The sequence below is a fragment of the Pseudomonas sp. TKO26 genome (assembly GCF_003225665.1).
In the GTDB taxonomy this organism is placed as follows: domain Bacteria; phylum Pseudomonadota; class Gammaproteobacteria; order Pseudomonadales; family Pseudomonadaceae; genus Aquipseudomonas; species Aquipseudomonas saponiphila.
In genome coordinates this window covers 137,140-151,548 of record NZ_QKLN01000009.1, presented here as the reverse complement: position 1 = coordinate 151,548, position 14,409 = coordinate 137,140, and the positions used below count along the sequence as shown (strand labels likewise).

At 64.9% G+C, this 14,409-nt stretch carries 10 protein-coding genes; 2 read left to right on the top strand and 8 right to left on the bottom strand.

From position 1 onward, the window contains the following. Positions 1 to 3: 3 nt before the first annotated feature. Together DNK59_RS15545 and DNK59_RS15540 are read left to right on the top strand one after the other, a co-directional pair. Entirely contained in the window at positions 4 to 927 is a 924-nt protein-coding gene (locus DNK59_RS15545; protein WP_110723760.1) for a DMT family transporter, read from the top strand. A 180-nt stretch (positions 928 to 1,107) separates the two neighbouring features. Continuing rightward, positions 1,108 to 2,046, top strand: coding sequence for a LysR family transcriptional regulator (locus DNK59_RS15540; RefSeq protein ID WP_110723759.1), 939 nt, complete (start codon positions 1,108 to 1,110; stop codon positions 2,044 to 2,046). 3 nt (positions 2,047 to 2,049) lie between these two features. On the opposite strand, the gene DNK59_RS15535 is transcribed toward DNK59_RS15540, so the two are convergent. From DNK59_RS15535 to DNK59_RS15500, 8 genes are all read right to left on the bottom strand, one after another. Beyond that, on the bottom strand, positions 2,050 to 2,415 hold the full coding sequence (locus tag DNK59_RS15535) for a 5-carboxymethyl-2-hydroxymuconate Delta-isomerase (RefSeq protein ID WP_092320421.1): 366 nt from the start codon (positions 2,413 to 2,415) through the stop codon (positions 2,050 to 2,052). 80 nt (positions 2,416 to 2,495) lie between these two features. Further along, entirely contained in the window at positions 2,496 to 3,686 is a 1,191-nt protein-coding gene (locus DNK59_RS15530; protein WP_092320420.1) for a low temperature requirement protein A, read from the bottom strand. Positions 3,687 to 3,797: 111 nt separating this feature from the next. Beyond that, a complete protein-coding gene (locus DNK59_RS15525; RefSeq protein ID WP_092320419.1) occupies positions 3,798 to 4,721 on the bottom strand; it encodes a LysR substrate-binding domain-containing protein in 924 nt (307 codons plus the stop codon). 89 nt (positions 4,722 to 4,810) lie between these two features. Then, entirely contained in the window at positions 4,811 to 5,962 is a 1,152-nt protein-coding gene (locus DNK59_RS15520; RefSeq protein ID WP_110723758.1) for a fimbrial protein, read from the bottom strand. A 142-nt stretch (positions 5,963 to 6,104) separates the two neighbouring features. Continuing rightward, the gene (locus DNK59_RS15515) at positions 6,105 to 9,116 is read right to left on the bottom strand and encodes a GLUG motif-containing protein (protein ID WP_110723757.1); all 3,012 of its coding nucleotides are present in this window, start codon (positions 9,114 to 9,116) and stop codon (positions 6,105 to 6,107) included. 76 nt (positions 9,117 to 9,192) lie between these two features. Continuing rightward, on the bottom strand, positions 9,193 to 10,845 hold the full coding sequence (locus DNK59_RS15510) for a ShlB/FhaC/HecB family hemolysin secretion/activation protein (RefSeq protein WP_110723812.1): 1,653 nt from the start codon (positions 10,843 to 10,845) through the stop codon (positions 9,193 to 9,195). Positions 10,846 to 10,930: 85 nt separating this feature from the next. Beyond that, entirely contained in the window at positions 10,931 to 11,680 is a 750-nt protein-coding gene (locus tag DNK59_RS15505; RefSeq protein WP_256596388.1) for a fimbria/pilus periplasmic chaperone, read from the bottom strand. Then, complete coding sequence (locus tag DNK59_RS15500; protein WP_371920289.1) at positions 11,677 to 14,379, bottom strand: fimbria/pilus outer membrane usher protein; 2,703 nt, start codon at positions 14,377 to 14,379, stop codon at positions 11,677 to 11,679. Before DNK59_RS15500 ends, DNK59_RS15505 begins: the two co-directional genes overlap by 4 nt. Between the last annotated feature and the right edge of the window lie 30 nt (positions 14,380 to 14,409).

Sequence of the window (14,409 nt, the reverse complement as noted above, 5' to 3'; positions counted from 1 at the left end):
GTCATGAATCCCGTGAACTTCACCCAGGCGCATCTCGGCATGCTGCTGTGGGCAGTGCTGATCGCCGCCTCGTTCTTCGCCGCCGCCCAGGTCAACCAGGCCATCGACCCGGTGCTGCTGACCGCGCTGCGCCTGCTGTTCTCGGCCCTGCTGTTCTCGGCCCTGCTATTCGCCCCCCTGCTCTGGCTCAAAGGCTCCTCGACGATGAGCCTGGCGGGGCTTCGGGCCCATGCAGTGCTGGGGCTGCTGCTGGCGCTGTACTTCGGCTCGCTGTTCGAGGCCTTGCGCTACACCTCGGCGGTCACCACCGGAACCCTGTTCACCCTGGTGCCGCTGCTGACCCTGGTGTTCGAAGGCTGGCTGCTGCCCGGTGATCGCCAGCCCCGGCGCTGGCCGGCGATGCTGGTGGCCGGCGCCGGGGCCTTGCTGCTGATCCTCAAGGGAGGGGCTCCGGGGCAATGGCCGTCGCTGTACGCCATGGGCGTCTATGGCCTGGGATGCCTGGCCATGGCCGCCTACTCGCCGCTGAGCCAGCGCCTCAAGGCCAATAGCCTGCAAGGGTGCAGCCCGGCGGCCATGACCTTCTGGAACATGCTGTTCGGCGCCCTGTTTCTGTTTGCCGCCAGTCTGGCCAGCGGCGGCTGGCGCAGCGCGACCCTGCTGGGCAGCCAGGATCTGCTGTGGCTGCTGTACCTGGCGCTGTTTGCCACCCTGGCGACCTTCTGGCTGTTGCACCGGGCGATTGGCGTCATCGCCACGTCCACGGTGATTTCCTACATCTACCTCAGCACCCTGTTGCTGACACTGTTCCATTGGCTGTGGCTGGGCCAGACACCGCGAACCGCGGAAGTGCTCGGTGCCGTGCTGGTGGTCCTGGGCATGGTCGGCCTGGTGCAGGGCAGCCGTGCGAAGGCTGCCACGGCCTGAAATTGCCCCGGGACAGGCACCCGCTGGTTGAGGGAAAATGCGCAGGTCGTGTTATCGGAATTTAATGTCCCGATGCTGTCCGCGAATCCCCGCTCCGGGCATTTAATTAGGACGATCGTTCCGCTAGCATCGACCCGGTTTGCGCGCCACCGGCGCCAGGTGCCCAGCGGGATGGAACGGATGCTCATCAACAACGTGCTCAGAAAACTCGACATGCAGGACCTGATGGTCTTTGTCGCGGTGTACGAGCAAAGCAGTGTCACCGGGGTGTCGGAAACCCTGTGCGTCAGTCAGTCGACGGTCAGCTACTGCCTGAAGAAACTGCGCAACGGCTTCGAGGACGAACTGTTCGTCCCGACCCGCAACGGCATGCGCCCGACCTACAAGGCCACCAGCATGTACAGCCACGTGCTGAAGATCCTGGAGAGCATCAACCTGTGTCACAGCGGCGTGCCGGCATTCGATCCGACCCGCCAGGCCGTGACCTTCAACCTGTGCGCGCCGGAATACTTCGAGCTGTTGATCCTGCCCCGGCTACTCAAGGGCTTCGACTACGCCGACCTGCCGGTGACGGTCAATGTGCAGAAACTGGAGAGCGATGTTCCCGCCGAGGAGCTGCGCGATGGCAGCGTCGACCTGGTGATCTGTTTCGGCCCCAACTTCCACGCCAGCCATGCCGACCTGAAGTCGCAGATGCTGCTGGAGGACGATCTGGTGTGCGTCTTCGACAAGCGCGCGACGCCGCCCAAGGAACCGCGCTTCAGCCTGCAGTCGTTCATCGAGCGGCGTCATGTGTTTCCCACGCCCTGGACCTCGGACAGCAACATGGTGGATGGCTGGCTGGCCCGCCAGGCCCACAAGCGGCAGATCGTCGCCCGCTCCAACAGCTACAGCGCGGCGTTGAAGATGATCACCGGCACCGACTTCATCCTCACCCTGCCGCGACGCATCCAGGGCCTGCTGGCCAACGAGGCGGTGTTCAACCACTGCGAGGCACCCAGCGGGCTGCCGGGGTTCACCCTGGACATGCAATGGAGCCAGCACACCGATCAGGACAGTGCGCAGGCCTGGTTCCGCGAACAGGTAGTCAAGGTCTGCGCCGAACCGGGCCTGGCCTAGCCCTCAGCGGCCGACGGCGGCCTTGCTGTAGGACGCGCGGTCGATGTCGATCAGTTCCACGCACAGCTGCACCTGCAGCTCTTGTGGCCAGGGCGCAAGGTCCTGCAACACCGCCAGCAGGCTCTCGGACAAATGCTTCTTGACCTCCGGCGAACGGCCGCTTAGCAAGGCCAGCTTGACGTGGACAAAGGCCCGCTCGCCCAGGCCCGTGCCGACCCGGAACGCCTCGACCTTGACCGCGCGGCTCTTGATATCGAACTCGTCGGAGAACTGCCCGGACGCCACCAACCCGTGGTTGAGTCGCAGCAGCGCCTTGTCGACGTCCAGTTGCGGCAGGTTGGCGGTGTATTCCATATGCAGGTGCGGCATGGCAGAACTCCTGGTCTGTCAGGGAAAAAGGCGCTCCATACTACACAAGCCGCGGCATCCGACCGAACAGGTTGTTGACCTCAGTGCCCCGCCGTCGGCGTTCGCTCACGCAGGGCCAGGGTTTCCCAGGCCGCCACGCCCACCATCACCAGGGTGCTCAGGCTGCCCAGCGCCAGGGCGGAAAACAGCTGACTGCCGGCCGCCGGCAACAACAGCAGGAGCACCAGCAGCCCGGCCAGGTGCGACAGCGGCGGCAAGGGCCGGTCGTTCATTACCCACTTGAACAGGGCGCAGCCCAGGAGAAACAGCCAGGGGCCGCCGACGATCACCAGCACCCCGGCCGGACTGGCGTGATCCGGGTGCATCAGCACCAGTTCATCGGCCACGGCGCTGACGATGATCCCAGCCACGATCAACAGGTGCAGGTAGGTGTAGGCAATCCGCGCCTGGCGCCCCGGATCGGCGGAGTGGGCGATACGGTGATGGGCCCGTTCGGCACCACTGTCGAAGTACACCCACCACATGGCGATGCTGCCCAGCACCGCCACCACGAAGCCCAACAGGCCCTGGGCGCTGGTGGTCAGCTCGGCGAAGGTGGCACCGGTCACCAGCAGCGACTCCCCCAGGGCGATGATCACGAACAGGCCACAGCGCTCGGCCATGTGATTGCCTTCCACGTTCCAGTCGGCCAGGGTCGAACGGCCCAGCCCCGGCACCCAGAAATACAGCGACGGCGACAGCACCTCGATGGCCAGGGCCAGCCCCCAGCACGCCAGGCGCTGCGGACCTTCGAGCAGGCCGCCGCTGATCCAGAAGACCCCGGAGAACAGCAGCCACAGCAGGATGCGCTGGAAATTGCGGGTCATGTTCAACGGCTCGCCGCGCACCGCCCACAGGGAATAGGCGGTGCGCCCCACCTGCATGAACACATAGGCGCCGGCGAACAGCAGGCCGCGCTCGCCGAAGGCCTGGGGAATCGACGAGGACAGCAGCAGCCCCGCCACCATCAGCACGAACAGCCCGAGGCGGATCGGCAGGGTTTCCGGATCCAGCCAGTTGGTGATCCATGAGGTGAAGATCCACACCCACCACACCGCCACCATCAGCAACGCCACCTGCACGGCGCCGCCCAGGGACAGATGGGCCAGCAGGGAATGGGACAGCTGGGTCACGGCGAACACGAACACCAGGTCGAAGAACAGCTCGACCATGCCAACCTTGCCGCTGTCGTGGCGGCCACGCCCACGCAACAGGGAACGGGAACGACTCATGGGCACACTCCACCGATCGATGTTTCACCAGAAGACCTACACAGCAAAGCAGCCGCCTGCGCCAATGCCAAGCCGGCCCCCGCGAATCCAAGCCAGCCGAGCGGTAGCCGCTCAGAACTGAGCGATGGGCGCCCTTTCCCCCATGAAGGCTTCCAGGCGCGAGCGTAGCCAGCGTTCCGCGGGATCGCTGTCGACGTGACTGAGCCAGACCATGGACAAGTCCAGGGTCGGGGTCTTGAACGGATAAGGCTCGACAAACAGTTGCCCCGAGGCGGCCATGGCCGCCGCCGCATAGTCCGGCAGGCTGGCGAGCATGTCGGTGCCCGCCAGCAGCGCCGGCAACGAACTGTACTGCGGCACGGAAAGCACCACCTGGCGGGTGCGGCCGATTTCCGCCAGCCACTCATCGGCAAAACCGGCGACGTTGGCGGTGTGCGACACCAGCACATGGGGCCGCGCGCAGTATTCGTCGAGGGTCAGCGGCGTATCGCTGGCATCGGCCCGCAACACGCTGGGCTGGATATGCCGCAGCAACTTGCGCTTGGCATTGGCCGGCAGGCCGCGGGTCTGGCTGATGCCGACGGTGATGTCGCCCGAGGCCAGCAGATCGGGAATCCGCCAGTAGTCCACATGCTGCACCACGACCACCACCTGCGGCGCTTCCTGGCGCAGGGCCCGCAACAGGGGCGGCAACAGGCCGAACTCGACGTCGTCGGACAGGCCGATGCGAAAGGTCATGGTGCTGCTGGCGGGATCAAAATCGTGGGTCAGGCTCAGGGCCGAGGACAACGCGTCCAGGGCCGGCGACAGGTGCTGGATGATCTGCTCGGCGCGCGCGGTGGGCTCCATGCGATGGCCGACCCGGATGAACAGCGGATCGTTGAACATCGCCCGCAGCCGGTTGAGCGCGGAGCTGATGGTGGGCTGGCCGAGAAACAGCTTCTCCGCCACCCGGGTGACGTTGCGTTCCAGCATCAACGCCTCGAACACCACCATCAGGTTGATGTCGGCCTTGCGCAGTTCATTGCGATTCATCGGTGCTCCCCCGGTCCCCAGACGGAGGTCAGTGTAGAAAGGCCCGGGGGCCGGCGTCCAGGCAAAGCCCGGTGGCCAGCGCCGTTCGCTCAGTCGAAGGTGAAATTGAACTGGGCGCTGCTGTTGGCCGAGCCCTCGGTGATCGGCCCGGTGCGAATGTACTGGGCACGGAAGCTGAAGCTGGCGCTATCACTGCCTGACGGGCGCTCCATGGCGTATTGAGTGCCGTTGCAATGAATCCGCGGAATCTGTTCGTTGAACATGACGATGCCAACGCCCTTGGCGACGGACCGTCCCGGATCCTGAGTTAGCCCCAGTATCCCTGACGGGTCGCAGCGCGAGGCGGGTTCGGCGCTGAACGAGACCTTCGGCAGGCTGTTGAACGAGCAGTCGTTGACTTCAAGCCTGGCCATGGCCGAGGGCGGCGAGGTCGAACCCAGCGTGGGAAAGTCATGGGCCGAGGGACTGCCCAGACGCAGTGTGACGTTGCGGGTGACCACCTGGCACTTGGCGGCGAACTTGACCCCATCGTTCCCGAGCAGTTGCTGCTCGCTGAGCAGCAGTTGTTTCGAACACCGATCCCGGTTGTCTTGCTGCGGCAGCTCCAGCAAGTGTTGCCCGACCATCGCCACACCCTCGTCCAGATCCAGCGCGTACAGCGCCACCTGGGCACCGCTCAAGCTGTTGACCACCAGCGCCCCCTTGGGCAACTCATCGGCGGGTCGGGTCAGGATCAGCGAATAAACGTAAGCCGTAGGTACTTTTTTCAGCGGGTTGCCTGAGTGCTCCACGGCGTACTTTTCCAGGACCCGGGGATAGAAGTTACCGGTGAGCATCTGGGGGTCCGAGCCAGTAGGATAGGCCGTCACCTTGAAGCTGATGCCGTCGATATTGGTCGGAACGATGCCATCGGGAAACCTCACCCCGGGCAAATGCGCAGCGGCCACCAATTCATGCCGCGCCTGGGTTCTGGATTCCTCGGTGGTGTATTCGATGACCGGGTTCACGTGACGCTGCTGCAATACCGCGCCCACCGGCGTGCTGCGGGTCAATGGCGTGATCTCGACCCAGTCCTGGGCAGAGCCGCCATAGCTGCTGAATTCGCAATTCTTGGCCTTGCCCTCCGTCTTGGCATACGCCGGCAAGCCCCCTGGCAAGCACGACAGCAGCAGGATCATCGCGCGGATCAACAGTCCGCGCCGTCGCCCATCGGTGAGGAGCCTGAGCCATGGGTCACTCATTGGTCATTCCCTCTTTTTCCATGCCGGCTGCTGGCGCGCTCTACAGCGCCCCGGGAGCCGACCAATGATAGTGAACAGGTTGCGGTGCCCGGCGTGCCAGGGGCAGTCCCTGGCAGCCGGGCCGAGGTTTTATCAGCGCAGCTTATTCCGCCAGGCTGGCCAAGGGCGTCAGGCTGTCGGGAACGCGGACCGACGAGTAGGAACCGTGGTTGATGCCGACCTGATCACCGTAGCTCTGGAAGTAGTGCCAGACGGTATCGACCTTGCCAGTGGACTTCGAGCCTTGGATCTGCCCCTCGTTCACGCCCACCAGGCCACCCAGGGTGGCACGCCAGCCGCCACTGACGCGGCCACGGGATTCGGAGTTGACGATCCGCGACTGGTTGTCGCCGACCAGGCCCCCGACCTTGCTGTGCCAGGTTCCATGGACGTTGCCCGTCGCCACGGCACGCTCGATGACGTGGTTGTAGTGGTCGGCGTTGAAGCCCACCAGCCCACCCACGGAGCTGTAGGTATCGCCAAAGACCTTGCCGTGAGCCTCAACCGAAACCAGGTCGCCATCGTTGTAGCCGACCAGCCCGCCGATATTGCTCTTGGCGTAGCCTTCCACCGCGCCCTGGGCCTTGGCATCGTAGATCAGGCCTCCGATGTTGCTACCGACCAGACCGCCGACGTTGGACTTGATACCGCCTTTGACATCGCCCTTGGCTTCGATGTAGCCGCGGATGGTGCTGTCGTCACTTTTTCCTATCAGGCCACCCAGATTCGTGCCGACGCGGTCTATCACGTCGCCAGTCGCCTGGACGTTGCTCACCTGGCTCTGGTTCTGCTGCATGCCGATCAGCCCGCCTGCGGTCTCGGTGCCCACTCCATAGACGTTGCCGCTGGCACTGGATCCACGGATGGTGCCTGCGCGGTTGAGCCCGACCAGGCCACCAATATGGCTATTGAGGGAGCCGTACACGTTCATCGAGGAAATGGAACCGGTAATGGTGCCGTTCTGGTTATTGCCCACCAACCCGCCCAGGTTCAGCCCCTGGTAGAGCGGATTGTAAGTACCGATGCTGCCCTTGCTCGACGAATCGGCAATCACTCCGCCATTGTTGACCCCCACCAGCCCGCCGGCACCGCCCATGTTCTGCTTGTACATGTGAGTCGTGATATCGACATGGCTGGAGCTGCGGCTCACGACGCCCGCCTGAACATCGCCGAAACGGTTTTCTCCGACAACTCCGCCCACGGCCGAGGTCATGGCACCGCCAGACACCGAGCCCGCTACCGAAGAGTCGCTGATGGAGCCGTCGTAGTTGACCCCCACCAGGCCGCCGACCTTGTTGCGCTGGTCGCTGTTGACGGAAACCCGCATATCGCTGCTGCTGACCCGAGCGATGCTGCCGCTGTTGCGCCCCACCAGGCCGCCGATTTCACTGAAACCGTTCTGGCTGTTTTGCCCGTTGACGGTGATTGAAGCCAGCTTCAGATCGCTGATGCTGCCGGAAGACTGACCGAACAGTCCGGCGTACAGCCCCGAACTGTTGATGGTGAAGCCACTGATGGTATTGCCCAGGCCATTGAGCGAGCCGCTGAACAACCGATCACCGCCAATGGAGTTGATGCTCCCTGACCCCTTGATCTGATTGCCCAGGACATAGTGGTCATCGAGCTTGTTGCCGATGGCCTGCAACTGCTGGCTGTTCTGGATCACTTTGTGCTGCTTGCCATTGGCGTCAAACCCGGCGTTCTCTCCGGACAAGGTCACCTGCCCCTTGGCGCCCACCACCAGTTGCTCGCCGTACTTCACGCCCAGGCTGTTGTTGGCACCGGTGAGGCTCACCTGATTGTCGAGCCGGACCGACTTGGCGGCGTTCAATTCCAGACGCGAGTTGGCACCTTTGGCGTCGATCCGCTGATTGACCTTGACGTCGCTGGCCGAGGTCAGGGTCAGTTGGTTGCCGCTTTTCCACGCAACCGGAGCGTCCACCGTCACATCGCCACGACGACTGCGCAGGTTGACGCTGGTGTTGTTCAGGTTCTGGGAAAGCGTGCTTTCGACCAGGGTCGGGCTATCAGCCACGCCCGTCGACCCCACCTTGACCTCGTTGGACTCGATGACCCAGGTGCCGGTGCGGCCGTTCCTGGAGCGGGTATCGACCTCGGCGTTGAGCTCGACCCGGGTGACCGCGCCCGAGGTTTCCACACTACCGCCGTTGCCATCGGTGGCTGTGGCCTTGGCCGTCAATCGCCCCCCCACATTGACCACGCCACGCTCGCCGCCATCCAGGACAATGCGCCCGCCCTTGTTGGACAGGGTATTGGCCTCGATCACGCCCTGGTTGTTGACCACCGTCTGAGTCAGCGCATTGGCGCTCTTGGCCAGCATCAGCACCTGACCGCCATCGGCCTTGATCAACGCCGTGTTCTGCACCAAGGCATCAGCGGCCGCGCCCTTGACCTCCAGGTTGATCAAGTTGTCGTTACCCAGGCTCAGGGTGAAATCGTTGCCGGCCCCCAGGGCCACCGCGCCCTGATCGGCGACGATTTCGCCGTTGTTGCGGACCCGCGCCCCAAGCAATGCCACGTAGCCGCCTTCATCCGTGGTGATCTTGCCGTCGTTGATCACCTCGACCGCTGATTTTCCGGAGAACTGGTAGCGACCGTCATTGAAGTCCTGATCACTGATGCCCCGGGTCGAGGCCACCAGGCCGCCCACGTTGACCTGCGCACCCTGGCCGATCACCACCCCATTGGGGTTGATCAGAAACACCTGGCCGTTGGCGTTGAGCACGCCCTGGATGTTGCTGCCCTTGAAGCCGGTCACCCGGTTCAGGGCAATGGAGTCGCGCCCAGGCTGGTTGAAGGTCACCGACTGATCGGAGGCGATGTTGAACTCGTTCCAGTTGGTGATCAGCTTGTCGGTCTTTTGATTGATCACCAGGTTGTTGCCATTGACGTCGTAATTGGCACTGCCGGAAACCAGCGTGCCGCCTTCGGGCAACGCCAGCGCCGGCGTCAGTCCTCCCAGGGAAAGCAAGCCGGCTGCCATCACCAGCAACCCCTTGCGCCCACTACTGCGACGCCGGCGCCGCGCGCCCTCGCACGTCACGTTCCAGCATCCTTGGGCCTGGTTCCATACCAACGCATAAATCTTGTTCACAATGACTCCTTATTGATGTTTAAACGCTCTGCTGTTTTTCGCAGAACGGCACTACTTCCAAAGCACACGCAGGCCTTCAGAAAAACTGTGTCGCGCTCACCCAGATCCGTGGGGTGCGCTCGGGACCGTCCCCGGCCTTCTGGTTATCCAGAGGCCAGGCGCTGGTCAGGTTGAGTTGCCGCCGGTCGCCGCTCCAGCGCGCCCCCAGCCCCGCCGCTTGCAGGCGCTGGGTGTTGATTTCACTGGTCCAGGGCTGGCGGTTGACCTGGACATAGCCCTTGTCGGCAAACAGGCTGAGCTGCCAGCCGGGGGCCAGGGCGTAGCTCAGCTCCAGGCCGGCCTGCCAACCCTGGTCGCCGATGCCGGCGCTCAGGGGATAGGCGCGCACGCCGTAGGGGCCGCCGAGCCCCATCTTTTCCGAGCTGTCGAGGTTGGCCGAAGTCCACTGGGCATTGACCTGGGCATAGAGCTGGAAGCGGTCGCCCAGGCGCTGCAGGCGCGCGACCTGCAGGTTGGTCTTGGCGAAGCCGCCACCGGTGGCGGCGGTGTAGCGGTCCATGCGCTGCTCAAAGGCGTCATCGAAGGTCAGGCGGCCCGAGCCGTAGGACAGGCTGAACTGGTTGTAGCCACCGCCAAGGAAGCGGTCCTGGCGGTTGCCGCCCAGGCTCAGGGTCCACAACTCGATGTGCTTGCGCTTGCTCAGTTCAAACAGGTCGATGTCGTCGCGCAGTTGCTTGTTCTCGTATTGCAGTTGCGCACTCAGGTCGAAGGTCCGGCCCCGCAGGATCGGCTGGGCGAGGAACACACTCTGGACGCTGGCCTGACCATTCATCTGCAGCTTCTTCACGCGTTTTCTGTTGAGCTCGTAGCTCATGTGCGAATAGGCCGCACCGACCCGGGTCGACCAGGGCCCCACCGGCAGTTGATAGGCGCTGCGCCAGTAGCGCTGGTCCCGATCGCTGCCCAGCAGGCGCAGGTTGATCTGGTCCCCCAGGCCCAGGGGATTGTTCAGGTTGAAGCTGCCCCCCAGGCGGTACTCGCCGGTGTGGTAGCCGCCGAAGTTGTCGGCCTCCAGGCTGCCGCTGGCCCAGGGACCGGGCTGGGCCTCCACCAGCAGATCGCTGGTGCCGGGAGCCTGCCCCGCACGCAAGGTTCCCTTGGCCCGGACCCCGGGCAGATCATTGAGCAGCAGCAGGCTGCGCTCGAGTTCCGCGCTGTTGACCGCCAGGCCACTGTCCAGGGCGGCCAGCGGTGCACGGAGCACGCCGTCCCGGGCACGGGACTGGTTGCTCAGCTCGACCCGGCCGTAGCGACCTTCCATGACCTCGATGCGCACCACACCGCCCTCGACTTCCTGGGCCGGCAAAAAGGCCCGGGCCAGCAGGTAGCCCTGTTGCTGGTAATGAGCGGTGATGCGCTGCGCTGCGTCACGCAAACCGCCCAGGTCCAGTTCTTGTCCGCGCAGATCGTCCAGCAGCGGCTGCAGGTCCTGATCGCTGAACACCTGATTGCCCTCGATGACGAAGGCCTTGATCTGCAAGCGCACCCCCGAAGTGTCCGGGGCTGGCGTCGAACGCTCGGCCTTGGGCACCTCCAACTGCACCTCATCGGTGGGCAGCGGCAGCGCCGGCTGGGTGGCTTCGATATCCCGTATGGCCTGTCCGGCACTGGTCCCCTGGACCCGCATCTGGGCCTGCGCCAGCACGGGCAACAACAGCCCCAGCAACATCACCGGCGGCAGCGCCGACGGCACTCGCAACCGCCCCGCACCTCGCCCTTTGCATCCACCGGCCGGCAGCCCGGCTGCCGTACCACTACAGGTGTATTTGCACACGTCCACTCAGCGTCTCCCCGCTGTCTAAAACCACTTGGTATCGAATTTCTGCCGCACCGCCGCTCAACACCGGCGCGGCGGGCAAAGGCAGGCGTGCCGAGCCGAACGGCTCGACGGTGATGCCCTGCACCGTCAGGGGGTGGCGCTGGTCGCCCACATCCACTCGAGCCAGGGACACGTAGTACGGCGTCGGATTGCTCACGCCGAGCACCGCAGCCCCGGCCGCCTGCGTCGCCTCTTGCAGGCTCCAGCGCAGCTGGCGCGCCGCCTCGTCGGCGCGACCCGGCAGGCCCTTGGGGCGATACAGCAGCTTCATGCGCAGGCGGTAGCTCAGGTTCAGCTGGTTGCTGCTCAGAGGCCGCAGGGAAGGCACTTCCAGAAAGTTGAGCCAGAACACCGACTCGCGATCGGCGGGCAGCGGCTCGCCGCTATGACGCAGCGACAGGACGGCACTCTGCTGCGGATCAAGCCGCGACAGCGGGGGCGAAAGCACGAATGGCACCGCCAGCCGGCTCGGATCCACCGAGGCATCGCCCTTGTCCAGCCAGGTCTGCAGCAACAGCGGCGCCGTGCCGAGGTTGCCGACCCGGATGCTCAAGGCCGCCAGTCCCTGGGGGTAGATGAAGCGTGTGCCGACGATCGACAGGTCGGCCGGGGCGCCCTGACTGAACAGCAGCATCGCCCCCAGCAGGCACAGGTCACGCACCACACAAACCAGCCTGGCCTTCAAGACGCTGGCTCCATGGAAGTGACGCCCGCTTGCGACAGGCCGCGGCACGGCAGGTCGAGCAGCAGCGTGTCGTTGCCCTGGTGCGCCGCGGATTGCACCAATACATAGTCGATCAGGCACTGCTCGCCGGGGCCCTCGCCCCACTGCACACGGATGCGGCCCTGGTCCTTCTCGCTGCGCAGCGCCAGGCGACTGCCCTGCCCCACCGCCCCCAGCTCCTCGCCGCTGTCGGCGTCCAGGACGCTGGCGGCAAAGGGCAGCGGCGTGCCATCGGCCTGCCGGCTGTCGATCAGAAACGCCCGGGCCTTGCGGGTCGGGTAGGACAGCCTGACCACGGCGCCGGCCCTGGGCGCGACGTTGCGCGAACTGACCTGCAGCTCGACGTCGTCGGCCATGCCGCCAGGGTCCAGGTCCACGGTATTGAGCTGGTAGGGCGCAAGACTCGGCAGCACCGCATACCCCTGCCCGTCCACCTGCGCACCGGCATAGCCGACACTGGCGCCCTTGGCATGGGGAGCATGCACCAGGGCGGCGGTTTCACTCAGGGTCTGGGACAGGGTCAGGCCCCCGGAATGCAGGAGCATGCCGCCGGAGGCGCCCAGCGACTGGGCCCGATAGTCACGGCCCTGGGACAGGCTCGAACTCAGGGACACCTGGGGCAGGTAGTAGCTCAGGTTGGCGTTGGTCGAGGTTTCCCGCGGCAGGGCATCATGGGCCACCGACACACCATAGGAAGCGGTTTCACGCTCGCCCAGCGAGCCGGAAATGCCGCTGGAGTAGTGGGCACCGGAATTCTGGTCGTGGCTGATGAACGCATTGGCCAGGGTCGACCGCCCGGAGACGCCGCCCAGGGGCAGCGACAGGCTGAGGCTCCACAGGGTGTTCTCGCTACTGGTGCGCCGCCCGGAAAACTGGCTCGAACCCTGGGTCCGCTGGACGCTCAGGGCGTAGCTCAAGCCGCGCCACTGATGGTTGTAACCCATGGCGTAGTTACGCGCCTGGCCGCGGCTGTTCCAGTAGTTGAGGGAAGAGCCGTTGAGGTAGAAGTCACCGCCGATGCCGTCCACCCGCTGGTTGATCGTGACATCCAGCCGATCGCGGACCCGGGCGAAGTCTTCGAACCGCGCGCCTCGGTTGACGAAGTCCTCCAAGTCGATGGCGTCCCTCAGGCTCAGGTAGCCCCGGGTGGAATAGCGATAAGCCAGCAACGAGAACTGAGTGCCGCTGTCATGCAGGTTCTTGCTGTAGGAAAGACGCAGGCTGGAACCCTGCAGGTTGCCGTTGCGTGGCACCTGGGTACGGGACTGGGTCAGGTCGAGGCCGAAGCCGCCGAACTCGGTGTTCAGCGCCGCGCCGATCAGGCCGGCCATGTAGCTGCCGGTGAGCGAGGCACCGGCATAACCGGTGACCTGGTTATCCAGCCCGCGTTGCAGGGTGCCCTGGGCCACATACTGATGCTGGCCACGCCCCCCGGCCCTGATCACCTGGCCGCCGGTCAGGCTGTAGCGGGAACTCCCCGGACGCAGGTGGCGGGCCATGGTGGCAAAGGGCACGGTAAAGCGCTGGGTGCGCCCGTCGGCCTCGGTGACCGTCACCTCCAGGTCACCGCCAAAGCTGGCGGCCTGCAGGTCGGCAATCTCGAAGGGGCCCGGGGCGACGGTGGTTTCGTACACCAGGTAACCCCGCTGCTGCACCGTGACCTTGGCGTTGGTATTGGCCGTGCCGCGCACCACCGGGGCGAAATAGCGCTGGGTGGTGGGCAGCATGCGCTCATCGCTGAACAGCTTGATCCCGCGAAACGATACCGAATCGAACAGCTCGGCATCGGTCACGCTCTCCCCCACCAGCAATTGCGAACGCCAGTCGGTCAGGTCGGTCTGGCCGTAGATATAGCCCCGCTGATAATCGCTGCCGCTGTCGGGCGACCAGGACAAGGTGCCGCTGTGGCGCAGGCGCAGGTCGCCCAGGTTCAGGCCCATGTTCAATCCGGCATAACCGTTGGTACTGCGCCGGCCCCCGCTCTGTGAACTGAACAGGTTGGTGCTGTAGTTGAGCCGGGCCGCGTTGATGCCCGAATCCCAGCTGGCCGGATCGACGTAGCTGGAGGCGAGTTCAGGCAGCACGAACAGCTGGGGCACCGAGAGTTCCAGCTGCTGCTCGGCCATGTTGACCTTTGTCGTCACGTGGGGGATGTAACTGGCAAGGTCCCCGCAGAACACCCCGTCACCCTGCAGCGGATGACTGGCAGGCGCCAGCGCGGCGTCGACTTTGTCCAGGTCGATGCCCAGTTGCTTGAGCAGCCCACGGTCGTAGCAGGGCTGGCTGCCCTGGGGGTCAGCGCTTTCGCGCATTTCGATCTCGATCAGCCCGCGCCAGGCGCCACTGACCCGTACATCCAGCAGGTACTTGCCCGGCGCCACGTAACCCGGACGCTCGAAACGCTGGGTGTCGATGAGGGTTCCCGGCCCCTTGAACAGCATCTGGGTATCGAAGAACACCGGGCTGTTCTGAGGCGCGTCGCCAGGCACTTCCGAGCGCGTGGCTTGATCAGCGCTGGTCGGTTGGGCTGCCACAGGAACCGCCAGCCCCAGCAGCCCGGTCAGTACCGACAGAACTCGCAAGAGCAGGGCCGGTCCCTCACCAGGACAGACTCGCGCACGCACAGGAAAACCCAGCCAGAAGGGCTGCACACTGAACATAATCGATACCAATGCACTCAGCGTTTAATA